The following is a 17,152-nucleotide window of genomic DNA, read 5'->3' on the forward strand; positions in this document are numbered from 1 at the left end:
TCTGTCCCGGAGAATCTCATGGATCGCCGTAACCTCATCAAATCCGCCGGTTCGCTCGCCATCTTCGCGGGCTTGTCCGTCCGGCCCGTTTTCGCGCGACCGATCGAGGGTTACCCGTTCACGCTCGGCGTCGCCTCGGGCGATCCCCACCCCGACGGCTTTGTCCTGTGGACCCGCCTTGCCCCCAATCCGCTCGAGCCCGGCAGCGGCATGCCGATGGCGACGGTTCCCGTGCAATGGCAGGTGGCGAAGGACGAGCGTTTCGCGCAGATCGTGCAATCGGGCGAGGCGATGGCGCGGCCCGAACTCGGCCATTCGGTTCATGCCGAGGTCCGGGGGCTCGAACCCGCGCGCCGCTATTGGTATCGCTTCGTGGTGGAAGGCGAAGCGAGCCCCGTCGGCACCGTGCGCTCGGCGCCGGCGGCGGGCGCCGCGGTCGACCGGCTCCGCATCGGCGTTGCCGGCTGCCAGAATTATGAGAGCGGCTATTTCACCGCCTATCGCTATTTGAGCGAAGAGCCCGATCTCGACGCCATCTTCCACTATGGCGACTATATCTACGAAGGCCGGTCGGGGCGCAGTTGTCCGAAGACGGGGGAGGGGGAGCGATCCTGTTTCCGCAGCCATGCCGGCGACGAAATCTATTCGCTCGACGATTATCGCCGACGCCACGCGCAGTACAAGATGGACGAAGACCTTCAGTCGGCGCACCGCGCCGCGGCCTTCCTGTCCACCTGGGACGATCATGAGGTCGACAATAATTGGGCGGACGATCGCGACGAAAACGGCACGCCGCCCGAAGCATTCGTGCTGCGCCGCTTCGCCGCGATGCAGGCGTGGTACGAAAATATGCCCGTCCGGCGCGCGCTGTTCCCGACGCCCGCGGGCCTGCGCATGCACCGGCGGCTCGATTACGGCCGGCTGCTGCGTATCCATCTGCTCGACACGCGCCAGTATCGCGCCGATCAGCGCTGCGGTCCCGGGGAAGCGGCGCACTGTCGTCCCGCCGGCGATCGCGGTCCCTCGCAAATGCTGGGCGCCGAACAGGAGGCGTGGCTGAAGGACGGGCTGGGGGGCGACTTCGGTTGGAACCTGCTTGCCCAGCAGGTGATGATGATGCCGTTCGTCTATCCCGAAAGCCGCGCCCAAGGGCCCACCAACCTCGATTCCTGGAGCGGCTATTCCGACGCCCGGGGGCGGCTGGTCGACGCGATCGCCGAACGAAAGCTCACCAACGTCATCGTATCCACCGGCGACGTCCACAAACATCATGCGGGCATCGTTCCGCTGCGCGAAGGCGAACTCGACGGACCCGCCGCGGCGACGGAATATGTGGCGAGCTCGATTGCGTCGGGCGGCGACGGCGCGGACATCCCCGCGGGCTGGGAGAAGGTTCCCGAGCAAAACCCCCATACGAAATTGCTGAACGACCGCCGGGGGTATCAGCTTTTCACGATCGGGAAGGACAGCTGGCGGACCGATGTGGTCGGCGTGACCAAGGTCAGCGATCGGAGCGGCGCCAAGCAGAAGATCGCGACGCTGGTGACGCTTCCGCAACAGCCCGGAATCCACCGCGAATAATTTCCGCAGAGAGCCGCCGCCTATTCGGGCGAAGTCGCCGGGCTGCGCGCCGGCAGCTCGATCTGGTGGCCATCGGGATCGGTCAGGACGGCGATCCGCATCCCGGCATAATCGACCGGACCGATCGCGGTTTGGGCGCCGCGGCCGACGACTTCGACGGCGACCGGACGCCGCTCGACCGGTTCGACTATAAGGGCGGCGATGGGCCAGAAACGTCAGGATTTGCTCAGGGCGGGTTCGCGGCGCGGAGCTGCCAAGGGGAGAAAGGCGTCGGCCGCAAACTGCTCGGCGATTTCGGCCAGCACCGAAATGGCAAGGGTCGCGGGATCGCGCGTCGACGGGATGAGGCCCACCGGCGATCGGAGCGATGCGATCGCTTCGGCCGCCACGCCGGCGGCTTCGAGCATGATCTTGCGATCGGCATGCGTCCGGCGGCTGCCGAGTGCGCCGACGTAAAAGCGGGACTGTTCCAATGCCCAGGGTATCAGCTCTTCTTCCCAGTCGCGGTCGTGGAAAAGGAAAAGAAATGCGGTCCAGGGGTCGGAGCCGATGTCCGGGCGCCAGCCTCGATAGGGGAGAAGCGCCGCGTCGACCGCGGCCGCGCCAAGGACAGCGATGTCGCGCGCATAGGGCGAGAAGGCGGCGGTGGCGGCGCCCGAGGCCGCAGCCAGTATCGCTGCCGCCGTCAGTTCTTCGCCCTGCCCGAACGCCAGGATGCGGAGCCGCGGCACATAGGTGACGACGAAGTCGTCGCCGCGCCAGCCGGTCGGCGCGCTCGCCTCGGCAAGGCGGAGCCCCGCGGGCGCGAGCGCAAACGCTGCCGGCTTTCGTGCGCTGAGGAGCGCGATGGCCGTCTCGATCGCCGCGGGATCGGGCTGCGGCGCGAACAGAAGGTCGATGCCCCCGCCGCAGGGCAGCCGGATGTCGAGATAGGGCGAGCCGAGGCCGAACCGCACGAGGCGCGGGGCACCCGCCGCGAGCGCGTCGAGGGCTTCGGCGACGACGGCCGCCTCGATGCAGCCGCCCGAGAATGAACCGGCATAATCGCCGTTCGCCGCGATGGCCATCTGTGCGCCGAGCGCGCGCGGGGACGAACCTTCGATGCCGGTGAGCGTCGCGAGGACGCAGGCGTCGCCGGACTCGCCCCGGCGGCGCAGAAAGTGCAATATGTCGAGCGAAGATGTCGCCAAGCCGGTCATGGCGATCGACCCGCCGGGTTGCCCGGCCGCCGCGCAATGGGAGACAATGCCGTGATCGAAGCCGATCGCATCGCCGCCGTCCTGCTGGCGGCCGGCCGTTCCGAGCGCTTCGGACGCGACAAGCTGTTTGCGCGGGTTCGCGGCGAACCGGTCGCGGTCATCGCAGCGAAAAACCTTGTCGCGATCGGGCCCGGCCGCCTGATCGCCGTCTGCCGCGCGGGAAGCGAGGTCGCCGCAATCCTGTCGGCCCTGGGATTCGAAATCATTGTCAATGCCGAGCCCGCGCGCGGACTGTCATCCTCGCTCGCCCTCGGGATCGAGCGGGCCGACCTGTCGGGCGCCGATGCGGCGCTGGTGGCGCTCGGCGACATGCCGTTCGTCGGACAGGAGCATATCAAGTCGCTGCTGGCGGCATTCGACCCCGCCAAAGCGTCGATCGTCGCATCGGGACGCGACGGCACCGCCATGCCGCCGGCGCTTTTCGCACGTTCGCACTTCGAGGCGCTTCGAAACATCGAAGGCGACCGCGGGGGCCGCGCATTGCTCGCCGGTGCCCTGCTCGTCGCCGGGGATCCGCTCGAGCTTGCCGACATCGACCGTCCCGAAGACCTGCGCTGAGCGGGATGGTGACTCACGCGAGGTCCGGAAGTTTGTCGATCAGCTTGTCGAGCGTGACCGGGTAGTTCCGCACGCGAACGCCCGTCGCATGATAGACGGCGTTCGCGACCGCGGCGGCGACGCCGCAGATGCCGAGCTCGCCGACGCCCTTGGCCTTCATCGGCGACGTCGTCGGATCGACCTCGTCGAGGAAGATCACCTCCTGATGCGGAATGTCGGCGTGGACGGGGACTTCGTAGCCGGCGAGGTCATGATTGACGAAGAAGCCGAACCTCTTGTCGACGGCCAGTTCCTCCATCAGCGCCGCGCCCGCGCCCATCGTCATCGCGCCGATAACCTGACTGCGCGCGGCCTTGGGGTTGAGGATGCGCCCGGCAGCGCAGACCGCGAGCATACGGCGCACCCGTATCTCGCCCGTCATCGCGTCCACCCCGACTTCGCAGAAATGCGCGCCGAAGGTCGACTGCTGATATGTCTGGGCGAGGTCGCCATATTCCATCATATCCTCGGCGACGAGGTCGCCGTCGGCCGCGGCCTTGGCGAGCGCGACGCTCTTTCCCCCGGCGCGGACCTTGCCGTTTTCGAAGACCGCGGCCGCGGGGTCGAGACCGAGCTTTTCGGCGACCGCCGTGCGCAGCTTTGCGCATGCGGCATAGACACCGGCGGTCGAACTGTTCGCACCCCACTGGCCGCCCGAGCCCGCCGAGACTGGAAAGGCCGAATCGCCGAGGCGAACCTCGACACGGTCGAGCGGGACACCAAGCATCTCGGCGGCGGTCTGCGCGATGATCGTGTAGCTGCCGGTTCCGATGTCGGTCATGTCGGTTTCGACAGTTACCGTCCCATTGCGGTCGAGGCGGACGCGTGCCGCGGATTTTTCGTTGAGATTGTTGCGGAACGCCGCGGCGACGCCCATGCCGACGAGCCAGCGCCCGTCGCGCGTGGCGCCGGGTTTCGCCTTGCGGCCGTTCCAGCCGAATTTCTCGGCGCCGATTTCGAGGCACTCGTTGAGGCGGCGCTGCGAAAAGCGCCGCTCGGGTTTTTCGGGATCGACCTGCGTGTCGTTGAGCACGCGGAACGCGATCGGATCGAGGCCGAGCTTTTCCGCCATTTCGTCGATCGCGATTTCCAGCGCCATCAGTCCGGGCGCTTCGCCGGGCGCGCGCATCGCATTGCCTTCGGGAAGGTCGAGCGTCGCGAGGCGCATCGCGGTCATCCGATTCGGCGCGGCATAGAGGAGGCGCGTTTGCGCGACGGCGGTTTCGGGGCTGCCGCCCTTGAGGTCGCCCGACCAGCTTTCGTGGCCGATCGCGGTGAGCTTTCCGTCGGTCGTCGCGCCGAGGCGGATGCGCTGAATCGTCGCGGGGCGGTGGGTGGTGTTATTGGTCATGAGCGGCCGCGGCAGCGCGACCTTCACCGGACGACCGGCGGCTTTGGCGCCGAGCGCGGCGAGCAACGCGTCGGAGCGGATGAACAATTTTCCGCCGAAGCCGCCACCGATATAGGGCGAGACCAGCCGGACATTCTCCTTGGGAATGCCCAGCGTCTTCGCCATGTCGCCGACCGACCAGGCGATCATCTGGTTCGACGTCCATAGCGTCAGCTTGTCGCCGTCCCAGCTCGCGATCGACGCGTGCGGTTCCATCATCGCATGGCTGTGGTCGGGCGTCGTGTAGCGCGCGTCGAGCTTGACCGGCGCGCTTGCAAAGGCCGCATCGAAATCGCCGAAGCGGGTGTCCGCCTCGGTGCCGAAGGCCGGCGGCGGCTTGACCGCACCGTCCATCGATTTCGCGAGGTCGAAATTGCCCTTCGCGCGATCATATTGGACGCGAACGAGCGCGGCGGCCGCGCGCGCCTGCTCGAAGCTTTCGGCCACGACGAGCGCGATCGCCTGGTGATAATGTTCGATGTCGGGACCGCCGAGAAGATGCGCGGTATTGAAGTTGCCCTTGCCGAGCTTGCCGGCGTTCGCGGCGGTGACGACGGCGAGGACGCCGGGCGCGGCTTTTGCGGCGGCGGTGTCGATCGAGGTGATGCGGCCCTTTGCGATCGCCGAGCCGACGACATAGCCATAGGCCTGGTTGGGCACGACGTCGTGCCGTTCATAGGCATAGGGTGCGGTGCCGCTCGTCTTGAGCGGGCCGTCGATGCGGTTCGTCGGCTTGCCGACGACCTTCAGCCGGTCGATCGGATTGTCGGTTGCGGGCGTGTCGAACTTCATGGGCTCAACCCTTTGCTTGCGCCAGCACCGCAGCGAGCGTTCGCTCGACCAGCGGCAGCTTGTAGGCATTTTCGTGGCTCGTCTTCGCGCCGGCAAGGAGCGCCGAGGCGGCCGCCTTGGCGCCGCGCGGCAATTCGGCATCGGCCGCCGCGACGCGCCAGGGCTTGTACCCGACCCCGCCGAGCGCAACATGCCCGCTGCCGTCGCGCCGGATCACCGCGCCGACCGAGATCAGCGCGAAGGCGTAAGAGGCGCGGTCGCGGACCTTGTGATAGATGTGGGTGCCGCCGGGCGGTTTCGGCAGCGTCACCGCGGTGATCAGCTCGCCGGGCGCGAGCACCGTTTCGAGATGCGGCGTGCTGCCGGGCGCGCGATAGAAATCGGCGAGCGCGATGCTGCGCGCCTTGCCTGCCGCGTCGACCGTTTCGACCGCAGCGTCGAGCGCCTGCATCGCGACCGCCATGTCGCTGGGGTGGATGGCGATGCACGCCTCGCTCGCGCCGATCACGGCATGCAGGCGGCTGAAACCGCCGATCGCGGCGCAGCCGCTGCCGGGCTTGCGCTTGTTGCACGGCTGGTTGGTGTCGTAAAAATAGGGACAGCGCGTGCGCTGGAGCAAATTGCCCGCGGTCGTCGCCTTGTTGCGGAGCTGGCCCGAAGCCCCGGCGACGAGCGCGCGCGCGAGGAGGCCATAGTCGCGCCGGATGCGCGCGTCCGAGGCGAGGTCGGTGTTGCGCACCATCGCGCCGATCCGCAGTCCGCCGTCGTTCGTCGCCTCGATCCTGTCGAAGCCGAGGCGGCTCACGTCGATCAGATGCGCCGGCGTCTCGATCTCGAGCTTCATCAGGTCGAGCAGGTTGGTGCCGCCGGCGATGAAGCGCGCGCCCGGGGTGCGCGCGAAGGCGGCGGTTGCCGCCGCGGGCGTCTCTGCACGCTCATAGGTGAAGCTTTTCATGCCTTCACTCCCGCGACATCGGTGATCGCATCGATGATGTTCGAATAGGCGCCGCAGCGGCAGATGTTGCCGCTCATCCGTTCGCGCAGTTCGCTTGCCGTGACCTTGGGCGCTTCGCTCAGGTCCATCGTGACATGACTCGGTATGCCTGCTTCGATTTCGTCCAGGACCGCGACCGCCGAACAGATCTGTCCCGGGGTGCAATAGCCGCATTGATAGCCGTCGTGGACGACGAAGGCTTGCTGCATCGGATGGAGCTTGCCCGGAAGGCCCAGCCCCTCGATCGTCGTGATCTTGTCGCCGTCATGCTGAACGGCGAGCGAAAGGCAGCTGTTGATCCGGCGACCGTCGGCGATGACGGTGCAGGCCCCGCATTGCCCATGATCGCACCCCTTCTTCGTGCCCGTCAGGCGAAGATGTTCGCGAAGCGCGTCGAGCAGCGTCGTGCGCGTGTCGAGTTCGAGGTCGTGCGCCTTGCCATTGACCTCGAAGCGCACGCGTGCGGTCGGCGGTCCGTTGGCCGGGCGCCCCGATTCCTGTGTCGCGGCGGCGGCGGGATCGGATACCGCGGCGGTAGCGACCGAGATTGCGCCGCCCGCGAGCAGCCCGCGCCGGGAGATGGAAATGTCGTGCGGTATTGCCATGCGCTGTCCCAATCATCTTTTCTCCGCGCGACGGCTTCGTCGGCGGTTGTCCTTACAAATGAATGCAAAAGGGGACGATGCGTTGCCGCGCCCCCTGACGATTTTGGATCGAAACCGAAACTAGCATAACCCATGGGTCCGCCGCAACGGGCGACGATCGGCCGAGCCCGCGTCGAGGACGCTCGCGTTTGGAAGGCCCGTCGTCGCTCAGCGAAGTGTTCTGCGAGCGATATCGACCGAGCGTGACCGTGGTCACAACGCCGCCGCGCGCCCTGTTCTAGCGCGAACGGGATGACAATAACCCAAGAGATTCTGTATGTTGGGTCAAAACAGGGAAATGCAGCGCCATGGCCAGCCGCCGACTTCGCTTTTTCGCTCTTCTCCTCGCGGCGCCGCTGTGGACGACCGCGCCGACGGGGTTCGCGCAGGAAGCACCGCCACCCGCCAAACTCGACGGCGACGAGCAGAAGCTGCTCGACCTCCTCAACCGCGGCATGGATCTCGAACGCGCCGGCAAACGACGCGACGCGGAGGCGGTCTACCGGCGCTGGACCGGGGAAGCGACGAAGCGCTACGGCGCCGACAATCTGATCACCAGCATGGGCTATCGGCTGCTCGCGGGCGTGCTGGAGGATGAGGGGCGGCTGAAGGAGGCCGAGCCTTTCCTGAAGCAGCTGCTCGCGATCAACCGGGCGTCGCTCGGTGAAAGCGATGACGAGACGTTGCTCGCCTACGCCCGCCTCTCGGCCAATTATATGGCGCAGGGTCGCCCCGTCGAAGCGATCCCGCTGCGCCGCGCGATCCTCGTGGCGCGCCTTGCAAGCAATGGCAAGCACCACCCCAAGTCGATCATCGCGACCAGCAATCTGGCGCGCGCCATGGCCGAAAGCGGCGACATGAAGGGCGCCGAGCCGCTGTACCGCGAAGCGGTCGAATCAAGCCTCGCGGTCCATGGCGAAAATCACCGCGAGACCGCGGCGAATTACGGCAATCTCGCGACCGTCCTAAGCACCCTCGGGCGCTTCGACGAGGCGGCGCCGATCTTCGCCAAGGTGCTGGCGATCGAGGAAGCGCTGCCCGACGGCAAAGCCGCCGACATCGCGCTCAGCCATTACAATGTTTCGGCGAATTTCTCCGAAATCGGGCGCTATGACGAGGCGTCGGCAGCGGCGAACAAGGCGCTCGACCTTTGGCGCGCGGCCAAGGGCGACGAAAGCGCCGAGGCGGCGCTCGGCTATACCGCGGTCGCCAACAGCCTGCGGTTGCAGGGACGCTATGCGGAAGCCGACGCCGCCTACCGCAAGGCGCTCGCGATCCGGCTCAAGGCGCTTGGCGAGACCCACCCGCTGACCGGCGAAGCCCATAGCAATGTCGCGCTGATCATGGAAAACCGTGGGCTGCCGCCCTCGGCGATCGAACCCCTGCTGCGCAAGGCGCTCGACATCACGCGGCAGGCGTTCGGCGAAAGCAGCCATCGCACCGCCATCATGTACGGCAATGTCGCGCATAATCTGGTCCAGCAGGGCCGCTTCGACGAAGCCGAGCCGATGTACCGGCGCAGCATCGAAATCCAGAAGAGCGTGGCGGGCGCGGACCATCCCTCCTATGCGACGCAGCTGATCAACCTGGCCTATAATCTCGGCCCCGAAGCCGCCGAACCGTTGATGCGCGAGGCGCTCGGCATTTTCCGCGCCAAGTTCGGCGACGACAATCCCGAGACCGCGCATGCCTATGCCAGCCTCGGCACAACGCTCAGCCTGCTCGGCCGGCACGCCGAGGGCGCCGAGATGGCGATCAAGGCGCTCGCTATCCGCCGCCGGTTGCTCGGCGAGGATCATCCGCTCACCGCCGATGGCTATGCCAGCGTCGCCGCGGCGCTCGTTCGCCGCAGCGGCCTCGACCGTGCCGGCGACGAGGCGGCCGAGCCCTATTATCGTCAGGCGCTGGCCATCCGCCAGCGCAGCCTCGGCGAAGCGCATATCGAGACCGCGCACGCCTATAGCGGTCTTGCCGCGAGTCTGCTCCGGCAGGGCAAGGCGGCCGAAGCCGAGGCGGCAGCGGCCAAGGCGGTCGCGATCGTGCGGCGTCTGAACGACCGGACCGCGGCGGGCGGCAACGCCGTCGTCCTGTCGGCGCTCGACCGGCAACAGGTCGACCCCAACCGCGATACCTTCACCACCTATATGAATGCGGCGTTCGGCCTGATGAGCGATACGCCCGACGCGGCCGGACAGTCGCGGCTCCAGGACCTCGCCTTTCAGGCGGCGCAGGATGCGAACAGCTCGGCTTCGGGGCGCGCGGTGCTGCAATCCGCCGCGCGCAGTGCCGCGAAGACGCCGCAAATGGCCGAGGCGGTGCGCCGCGAGCAGGATTTGGCCGCGCGCGCGAACGTCATCGACAAGAATCTGCTCCGCGCGCTCGGCAACCGGAAATCCGTCGAGGCCGCACGGCTGCGCGGCGAACTCGACGGGGTGCAGGCCGAACTCGCCGACATCGGCGCGCTGATCGACAAGAAATATCCGTCGTACCGCCAGCTCGTGTCGCCGCGTCCCGTCGGACTTGCCGAAGCGCAGAAGGCGCTGCGGCCCGGCGAAGCCTTGCTGATGATGACCGAGGCGGCGAACACCTTTCACCTCTTCGTCGTCACCCCCGACGCCGTCGGCTGGAGCCGGCCGGCAGAGGAGATCGACGTCATCCTGAAACAGATTTCCGACCTGCGCTGCGACGTCGACTTCGCGACCTGTTCGGCGGCGCGCAAGGCCGAACTCGACGCGCTGCCGATGACGACGCGCGAGCTCGAGGGGCATCGCCGCTTCGACCTCGACACCGCGCACGCGCTCTACAAGGAGCTGATCGCACCGGTCGAGCCGCTGCTGAAGGACACGCGGCGCCTCTATGTCGCGAGTTCGGGCAAGCTTGGCGATCTGCCGCTCGCTATGCTGTCGTCGACCCCCTTGCCCGAAGGCGCCGACCTGGCCGATCCCGACACGCTTGCCCGCGCGGGCTGGCTTGCCGATCGCTATGCCTTCACCAGCCTGCCGTCGGTCGCGGCGCTGATGCTGCCCGTCGAAGGACGGACCGGCCGCGGCAAGAATTTCCGCGGCTATGGCGCGCCCGTGCTGCTCGGCGGCGACACGGGTTCGCGCGCCGCGGCGGGGATCGGCGTCTTCGACGGGGTGTCGGCCGCGGGCTCGCCGCTCGCCGATCCCGACGCGCTCCGCAAGCTCGCCCCCTTGCCGGGGACGAAGGTCGAACTCGCGGCGATGGCCGAGCTGTTCGGCGCCGCGCCCGCCAGCCTGACGCTCGACCGCGATGCCACCGAGGCGGCGCTGCGCGGCGATCCGGCGCTACCGACGAGCGACATCGTCGCGATCGCCACGCACGGCCTGCTTCCCGATCCCGAGCTGGGTTTCGGCGAGCCGGGGCTGGTGCTCACCCCGCCGGGCGTCGCGAGCGATACCGACGACGGCTTGCTCACCGCGACCGAGGCGGCGCGGCTAACGCTGTCGGCCGACTGGGTGATCCTGTCGGCGTGCAACACCGCGTCGGTCGAAAATTCGGGCGGCGGCGACAGCCTGTCGGCGCTCGCGCGCGGTTTCCTCTACGCGGGCGCCGACGCCCTGCTCGCGAGCCACTGGCGCGTATCGGATCAGGCGACCGCGGTGCTCACGGTCGAAACGCTCACCGCGCGCCGCGCGAACCCCGGAACCTCGCGCGCCGAGGCGCTGCAGATGGGCATGAAGGCGGTGCGCAGCGGCAAGCGCGCCGACGGCTCGGCGGTCGCGGGCTGGAAAGCCGGCTGGGCGCATCCCGCCGCCTGGGCCGCTTTCACCAACATCGCCAACCGCGACGACTAGAGTGAATCGACGATCGGCCCCCGCGGTCTTAAGAACGGCTGTTTTCGGTCCTTTCGGTGCGCGCTTGCCGCCGGGCCAGCCGCCTCCTTATTGCGGCCGGACCGTATCGCAGGACAAATAGACCGGATTGCCGACAAGCAGCAGCTTGCCCTCGGCGCTGCGAACATTGACGGCGGCCCAGCCGCAAGCCTGTTCGGCTTTCAACACCAGTGTCAGCCGGGCATCGTCCGACGCGACCGGTTGACGCGCGCCGGCCGGCCGGCCGTTGAGGATCAGTTCGGCGAACGACCCCGCAGCGTCCGTAACATGCGCCCGGATCGTCGTGGGGCGGCGTCCCGGCAATATCTCCCCCATCGCGGCACGGCGTCCGTCGGCCGCGGCTTCGACTTCCAGGAGCCGCGTGCGCGTTCCCTCGACATCGATGAACACATTGCCGTCGCGGATGCCGTTCAGGATCGCCGGCATCGAGAGCGCGCGCGCATGAACGACCGTTCGCGGCCGGCCCATCGGCGCCGGGCCGGGCGGCGGATTGCCCGGCGCGACGTCGGGATCGTGATTGTCGCTGGCCGCAATGCCGGTCAGCCGGTGCCCTTCGTTCAGCCGCGCATACCAGAAGCCGAGCCCGGCGAAGGGGCCCTCGGTCATCGTGCCGTTGATCGCCTCGATCGCGGCGACCTTGCCATAATCGGTGTCGGGCCAGGTCCAGCCGCAGCCCATGCACTGCTCACCCGATGGGAGGGCGGGATGATTGAGCGACAGGATCGCCCCCGACGCTGCGGCGTCGCGCTGCAAGGCGTCGACATCGGGCACGCCGGCCGTTCCGACGCGAAAATCGACGAAACGGGCTGGGCCGAAAATATTGGCGTGACCGCCGAACGTCGTCACCTCGATACCGGGGATCAGCAGCATCGTGTCGAAATAGGGCTGGAGTTCGCGCAGGCCGCCGAAATGCGCGGTGGTGTTGTGGTCGGTGACCGCAATGAAATCGAGCCCCGCATCGGCGGCGGCGAGGACGGTACGGAACAGCGGACACGGCACTTTTCGGCCGCCGCGGCTTTGGCAGCTGCCGTCGCTGTGTGCATCGTGCATGTGAAGGTCGCCGCGATACCAGCCCGGCGCGGTTTTGATCGGTGGATCGGCGATCGCGGCGCTGGCGCGCGACTGCCCTGCGCGATCGAAGAAGACATTGACCGAATAGGCCGCCCGGCTGTCCTTTCGCGCATTGGGAACGCCCAGCAAAACGCGCCAGCGCCCGGACGGCAGCGCCCCGGCAAGATAGCCGGGCGTTGCATCGCTCGGCGCGATAGTGAAGCGGTCGCGCGTGCCGCCGCTCCAGCCACGGAAACGCGCCGGATCCCAGACCCCCATGTCGACGACCGTCCGGTTCGCCTTGTCATAGGTCAGCGTCACGGTGATCCGTTCGGTGCCCTCGGGCACGTCGAACGGCACTTCGCGATAGGTCTGATGATCGGCGCCGGTGATCTCGCCCGCAACCGTGACGTCCGGCTGCGACGATTCGGCCGCCGCCGCTACGCCGGCGAGCGCCAGCGCAGCGGCAAACAGGGTTGCCCGGGTCCACATCAGAAGCGGAAGTCCACCGCGAAGCGGAAATTGCGGCCGACGATCGGACGTCCGATGAACAACAGGTCGTTGGCCTGTCCGCTGGTGAGCTCGCCCGCGCGCGGATTGCCTTCGGTCAGGCCGATCTCGTTGGTGAGATTGTCGCCATAGGCCCAAAGCGTGATCTGGTCGGTGACGCGGAAGCGGACGCTGGCGTTGAGGACCGTATAGGCCGGCAGCTTCGATATGTTCGCCGCGTCGGCAAAGCGCTTCGTATAATGTTCGACGTCGAGCTGGGCGCGCAGCCGGTCATCGAGCAGCGTCACCGCGGGCGTCGCGCGCAGCGCCATCTTCGGGACGCGGATCAGCTGATTGCCCGTATAGTCGCGCGGCACCAGCGTCTGTTGTCCGTCAACCGTCGTGAGCTCGTCGTAGCGCAGGTTGCGGAAGGTCGGGTCCTGCCAGGTCGCGTTGAGCGTGAAATCGAACCAGGGCGCCGGCCGCACCGTGCCCTCGAACTCGATGCCATAGGCGCGCGTGTCGGTGTAGACCGTTTGCGACACATAGCCGTTGGTGTCGGGGTCGAACCGCGTGTTGCCGATCCCGTAGGAGTTGAAGTCGGTGAGGAAGCCGGTGAGATAAACGCTGGCGAAGCGCGACTGGTATTTGAGGCCCGCTTCCCAAAGGTCGATGCCCTGCGTGCGCGGAACGGCGGTCGCGCTGGTGATGAAGTTGCCGACGCTCGGCAGACGAAAAGCCGAAGTGTAGCGCGCGAAGACCCCGGCGCGCGGCGCGAACTGCCAATCGGCACCGACCGTGTAGCCGACCTTGTCGAATTTCTTGTCGAAGGGCGTGAAGACGCCGTTTCCGGTCAACACATTGTTGTCGGCGAGCGTCGCCGCGTTGCCGAGATCGACCGTGCGGCTGCCCTCTTGCGCGCCGCGGGTCTTGACCGTTTCCCAACGGATACCGGCGTCGAGGCGCAGCGAGGGAAGGATTTGCCATTCGTCCGCGGCGTAAAGCGCGAACGTGTCCTGCGTACCGCTGCCGTTCGCGAATTCGGAGCCGTAGCGGACGACGCCGTTTTCGGTTGCGGCGCCGACGACCTGCCCGGCGCCGTTCAGCGCGACGAGGTCGAGGAGGCGCGAATTGTCCGACACGTCCTGCAGCGTCGATGCCGAATAGCGGCGGAAGGTCTCCTCGATCCGCGCGTAATAGAAGCCGATGGCGAAGTCATGCGTCGTGCCGCCCATGTCGAAACTGTGCGCGAGGCGGAGGTCGTTCAGAAATTCGCTCTCGTCGACGGTGACCGGTCGCGCGGCGTTGATGAAGACGTCGCCATTGCCGTTCTGACCGGTGACGTCGAACGCCTCGCCGGTGTCGCTGTAACGCAGCTGGATGCTCGTCGCACCCGGGAAGGCGGCGAGGAGCGACGCGCTATTCTGGTTGAGAAAGGCGGTCGCGGTGCTGATCGAGGCCGGATAGACGCCGTTGCGCACCGTCAGCGAATCGCGATAGCGCGCGCGGTTGCTGAGCTTCCAGCCCGGCGCGAATTCCCATTCGGCGAGCAGGCTGAACTGGTCGAGATTGACGTCGGTGCCGTCGGCATTGTCGAACTGGACCGGGCCGTCGGCGCTGCGCAGCGTCAGGAACGCGGTCGCGCGGCTCGCCGTCGTGCCATAATGCGGGTTGAAGCCGGGAAGGCCGACGATGTCGCCCTTGCGGTCCTTGGTGAGCGGAATGCCGGTGTAGAAGATCGTGCTGTCGTCGATCCGCTTGTACCCGAGCGTGATCCGGCCATCGCCGAAATCATAGCCCAAGTCGGCGCGCACCTGTCCGCCCTGATTGCCGGTGAAACCGGGATCGCGGACGCCGTCTTCCTTGCGATAATAGCCGCCGACGCCGAAGCTCCACCCATTGCCGAGCGGTGCGCCGACCCAGCCGTCGAAGCGGAAGAGGTCGGCGGTCGGGCCATAGAGGATGCGCGCGACACCGGTCATTTCGTCGGTGGCCTGGCGGGTGATGAAATTGACCGCACCGCCGGGCGCGTTCGAATAGAAGATCGACGACGGGCCGCCGCGGACCACCTCGATGCGTTCGATCGATTCGTCGATGCGAAAGGCCTGGTCGGCGTTGAGATAGCCGAGCGAGGGGTCATGCTGTACCGGCAGGCCGTTTTCGAGCAGGGTGATCGATCCAAAGCCGTCGACCGGAATGCCGCGCGCGCGGACGTTGCCGCTGCCTTCGCCGCCCGATGCCTCGACCCAGAAACCGGGGACCGACTTCAGCGCTTCGGTGACGCTCGAGGGCGCGCGCGAACGCAGCGTGTCATTGTCGATCGAAGTGACCGCATAGCTGGTCTCGATGCGTGTGCGGTCGCCGGCGCCGGCGCGGCCGGTCACGACGATCTCCTCGCCCTGCGATTCGGCCGCGGCGGCGGAGGTGTCATCGGCATCCGACTGCGCCAGCGCGACGCTGCTTGTGCTCGCAAAAAGGACAAATAGGCTGGCGGAGGCAAGACCTCTGATCGTCATTCTGAAACCCCTGGATTGGATTGCCGCCGATTGCGGTCGGCACGTCCGCTAGGCGCGCAGGGTTGCGTTTCGATGGCCGCGATACGACGCGGCCATGACAATCATGATGCACCGACGTGACACGCCGCGGGCAGCGACGGAGATCGGGGCTTCGGCTTGCATAGCCGGCCAGCCTGGAACAGATTCTTTCGCGCTGCCATAATGTTGCGACAAGGTCGTGATGCTCCTGCCCTGCGCAAACCGGGGCGTCGCGTTGGAAAGCTGTCGACAGGTCCATCCATGATCGCTTCGCTCCGGACGATCATCTCGTCGGCGCCCGGCGAGCAAGGCTTGGTCGAGGGCGAAGGCGCGAGAAACTGGGGCCAGCGTTTCAATGCGGGCTTCACCCATCTCCTGCTCGATCCGACGGGCGCGACGGGCAAGGCTTATAACGCAAAGACCACCCCCGACATGCGGGTGATCGATGGCGAGGGACGGATCATCTACGCCGGCGGCATCGATGACAAGCCGACCAGCAAGGTCGAGGATCTGGACGACGCGGAGAATTTCGTGGGCGCGGCGCTCGACGATCATGCCGCGGGGCGGCCGGTGACAACGGCGTTTGCGCAGCCTATGGCTGTTCGATCAAATATGCCGACGGTGCGGAGGCGGCTCCCGCCAAGGGCTGATCGGGGCGGTCAGGCGAAAAAATGGCCGCGCCGCGGATCGAGCCGGGCTTCAGACCGGATCGCTTTGATCGAGAATATCGGACCAATCGCGCGCCGCGTCCCCCAGCGGGACGAGGTGCCGGTAGATGCGCTCGCCGAGCGGCGTCGGGACATATCCGCGCGCCGATCGCGTCACGAATCCGGCTTGCTTCAACTCGCCGAGGCGCTGGTTGAGCACCGAGGGGGAGATCGTCTCGCACCGGTCCTGAAGCTCGCGGAACGTCATCGCCCCGCCTTCGCTGAGCGTCCAGAGCACCCCCATCGCCCAGCGGCGGCCGAGCAGATCGAACAGCGCCATGATCGGCGCCCCGGAGCGCGACCCGCGAACGGGTTGGCCGGGTTTGGGCAGTTTCGCCATGGGTTTCTCCTGAGCGGGCACGGTCCTGTGCGAGTGCGGATGATCGTTGCTCCGCTGGTAGCGCGCTAGCATTTTGATCGCTAGCCCGGCTGCGGAAGAAGCGGTGGCGGTCTTCGGGAATGTCCTTGCTATCGATTCGATAGCGCGCTATGAAATCCGTAGCAACGATTTTGGACATTCGCCATGAAACCTTTTCTCTATTCGGGAACGAAGAATGCCTCGAGCTGGGCGATGCGCGCGTGGCTCGCGCTGCGCGAGGCGGGGATCGACTTTGACGAAGAGGTCGTCGATATCCGGCGGCCGCAACGGTTCGCCAATCTGGAACGGATCGGGGTCTTCTCGCCCCCGGCCATGGTTCCGGTGCTGGTCGTCGATCAAATGGCGATCTTCGATTCGGTCGCGATCATGGAATATGCGAACGAGGTGGCGGACGGGGCGTTGCTCCCCGCCGACCGCGTGGCGCGCGCCCGGGCGCGATCGCTTGTGGCCTGGCAGCATTCGGGGCTGTCGGGCATTTGCGCGCGGATCTCGTTCGAAAGCGCTTTCTATCCGCTCAAGCGTTCGCTGACCGACGCCGAGCGCGCCGAATGCCGACGCCTGTTCGACTGCCTCGATCAGGCGCTCGAGCAGAGCGGCGGGCCTTATCTGTTCGGGGCGCTGAGCCTTGCGGACCTGATGCTCATGCCGACGGTGGTGCGCCTGGCGCGTCACGACCTCGACTTCGCACGCTGGCCCCTTTCGCGAAATTGGACGACGGCGCTGCTCGAGCGTGCCTCCGTTGCCGAATGGATGCGCGAGGCCGATGCGCTTCCCCATATCTGGTTCGACGACTATCTGGTGCCCGGCGATGCCATCCGGATGGTTCCGGCTGCGGCCTGAGGCGATGGTGCGGGGATCATTGGCCCCAATGAATTCAAG

12 protein-coding genes are annotated in these 17,152 nt (G+C 67.1%); 4 read left to right on the plus strand and 8 right to left on the minus strand.

The genetic code is table 11. The features are described 5' to 3' along the window. The first annotated feature begins 18 nt into the window (after nucleotides 1-18). The gene (locus FG95_RS08915) at nucleotides 19-1,581 is read left to right on the plus strand and encodes an alkaline phosphatase D family protein (protein WP_037555384.1); all 1,563 of its coding nucleotides are present in this window, start codon (nucleotides 19-21) and stop codon (nucleotides 1,579-1,581) included. A 215-nt stretch (nucleotides 1,582-1,796) separates the two neighbouring features. Here the strand turns inward: FG95_RS08915 and FG95_RS08920 are convergent, their stop codons facing one another. Then, nucleotides 1,797-2,771: an XdhC family protein gene (locus FG95_RS08920; protein ID WP_161786543.1), complete on the minus strand. Its 975-nt coding sequence runs from the start codon at nucleotides 2,769-2,771 to the stop codon at nucleotides 1,797-1,799. A gap of 60 nt (nucleotides 2,772-2,831) precedes the next feature. Between FG95_RS08920 and FG95_RS08925 the strand changes: the two genes are divergently transcribed. Next, nucleotides 2,832-3,398 (plus strand): nucleotidyltransferase family protein, encoded by a 567-nt coding sequence (locus FG95_RS08925; RefSeq protein WP_037555385.1) that lies wholly within the window; start codon nucleotides 2,832-2,834, stop codon nucleotides 3,396-3,398. Nucleotides 3,399-3,411: 13 nt separating this feature from the next. Here the strand turns inward: FG95_RS08925 and paoC are convergent, their stop codons facing one another. Genes paoC through paoA form a run of 3 tightly spaced genes read right to left on the minus strand, consistent with a single transcriptional unit; the run spans nucleotide 3,412 to nucleotide 7,218 of the window. Further along, the gene (gene paoC / locus FG95_RS08930; RefSeq protein WP_037555386.1) at nucleotides 3,412-5,619 is read right to left on the minus strand and encodes an aldehyde oxidoreductase molybdenum-binding subunit PaoC; all 2,208 of its coding nucleotides are present in this window, start codon (nucleotides 5,617-5,619) and stop codon (nucleotides 3,412-3,414) included. Between the two features lie 4 nt (nucleotides 5,620-5,623). Continuing rightward, nucleotides 5,624-6,574, minus strand: a complete 951-nt coding sequence (locus FG95_RS08935; protein WP_037555387.1) for an FAD binding domain-containing protein — start codon at nucleotides 6,572-6,574, stop codon at nucleotides 5,624-5,626. Next, a complete protein-coding gene (gene paoA, locus FG95_RS08940; protein WP_037555388.1) occupies nucleotides 6,571-7,218 on the minus strand; it encodes an aldehyde dehydrogenase iron-sulfur subunit PaoA in 648 nt (215 codons plus the stop codon). Before paoA ends, FG95_RS08935 begins: the two co-directional genes overlap by 4 nt. Nucleotides 7,219-7,565: 347 nt before the next feature. Between paoA and FG95_RS08945 the strand changes: the two genes are divergently transcribed. Continuing rightward, nucleotides 7,566-11,075, plus strand: a complete 3,510-nt coding sequence (locus FG95_RS08945) for a CHAT domain-containing tetratricopeptide repeat protein (RefSeq protein ID WP_052182239.1) — start codon at nucleotides 7,566-7,568, stop codon at nucleotides 11,073-11,075. A gap of 87 nt (nucleotides 11,076-11,162) precedes the next feature. Here FG95_RS08945 and FG95_RS08950 read toward each other — a convergent pair whose 3' ends face one another. From FG95_RS08950 to FG95_RS08965, 4 genes are all read right to left on the minus strand, one after another. Continuing rightward, entirely contained in the window at nucleotides 11,163-12,656 is a 1,494-nt protein-coding gene (locus FG95_RS08950) for a CehA/McbA family metallohydrolase (protein WP_037555389.1), read from the minus strand. Then, entirely contained in the window at nucleotides 12,656-15,169 is a 2,514-nt protein-coding gene (locus tag FG95_RS08955) for a TonB-dependent receptor (RefSeq protein ID WP_037555390.1), read from the minus strand. The genes FG95_RS08950 and FG95_RS08955 overlap by 1 nt, the downstream gene beginning before the upstream one ends. A gap of 48 nt (nucleotides 15,170-15,217) precedes the next feature. Then, on the minus strand, nucleotides 15,218-15,742 hold the full coding sequence (locus FG95_RS08960) for a hypothetical protein (protein ID WP_037555391.1): 525 nt from the start codon (nucleotides 15,740-15,742) through the stop codon (nucleotides 15,218-15,220). A gap of 144 nt (nucleotides 15,743-15,886) precedes the next feature. Continuing rightward, nucleotides 15,887-16,234, minus strand: coding sequence for a winged helix-turn-helix transcriptional regulator (locus FG95_RS08965; protein ID WP_037555392.1), 348 nt, complete (start codon nucleotides 16,232-16,234; stop codon nucleotides 15,887-15,889). 183 nt (nucleotides 16,235-16,417) lie between these two features. On the opposite strand from FG95_RS08965, the gene FG95_RS08970 reads away from it, so the two are divergent. Further along, nucleotides 16,418-17,113 carry a glutathione S-transferase family protein gene (locus tag FG95_RS08970; protein ID WP_052182240.1) on the plus strand — a complete coding sequence of 232 codons (696 nt, stop codon included), beginning with the start codon at nucleotides 16,418-16,420 and terminating at the stop codon, nucleotides 17,111-17,113. The last annotated feature ends 39 nt before the right edge of the window (nucleotides 17,114-17,152 follow it).

Origin of the sequence: Sphingopyxis sp. LC363, from assembly GCF_000756385.1 — a bacterium.
Taxonomy (GTDB): Bacteria; Pseudomonadota; Alphaproteobacteria; order Sphingomonadales; family Sphingomonadaceae; genus Sphingopyxis.

What these genes read in the sequence shown, in the direction of transcription:
- FG95_RS08915 (WP_037555384.1), top strand. Translation starts at nt 19, where the DNA reads ATGGATCGCCGTAACCTCATCAAATCCGCCGGTTCGCTCGCCATCTTC.
- paoC (WP_037555386.1), bottom strand. Translation starts at nt 5,619, where the DNA reads ATGAAGTTCGACACGCCCGCAACCGACAATCCGATCGACCGGCTGAAG.
- FG95_RS08935 (WP_037555387.1), bottom strand. Translation starts at nt 6,574, where the DNA reads ATGAAAAGCTTCACCTATGAGCGTGCAGAGACGCCCGCGGCGGCAACC.
- paoA (WP_037555388.1), bottom strand. Translation starts at nt 7,218, where the DNA reads ATGGCAATACCGCACGACATTTCCATCTCCCGGCGCGGGCTGCTCGCG.
- FG95_RS08945 (WP_052182239.1), top strand. Translation starts at nt 7,566, where the DNA reads ATGGCCAGCCGCCGACTTCGCTTTTTCGCTCTTCTCCTCGCGGCGCCG.
- FG95_RS08950 (WP_037555389.1), bottom strand. Translation starts at nt 12,656, where the DNA reads ATGTGGACCCGGGCAACCCTGTTTGCCGCTGCGCTGGCGCTCGCCGGC.
- FG95_RS08955 (WP_037555390.1), bottom strand. Translation starts at nt 15,169, where the DNA reads ATGACGATCAGAGGTCTTGCCTCCGCCAGCCTATTTGTCCTTTTTGCG.
- FG95_RS08960 (WP_037555391.1), bottom strand. Translation starts at nt 15,742, where the DNA reads ATGATCGTCGAGCGCCGCGCCCACGAAATTCTCCGCGTCGTCCAGATC.
- FG95_RS08965 (WP_037555392.1), bottom strand. Translation starts at nt 16,234, where the DNA reads ATGGCGAAACTGCCCAAACCCGGCCAACCCGTTCGCGGGTCGCGCTCC.
- FG95_RS08970 (WP_052182240.1), top strand. Translation starts at nt 16,418, where the DNA reads ATGAAACCTTTTCTCTATTCGGGAACGAAGAATGCCTCGAGCTGGGCG.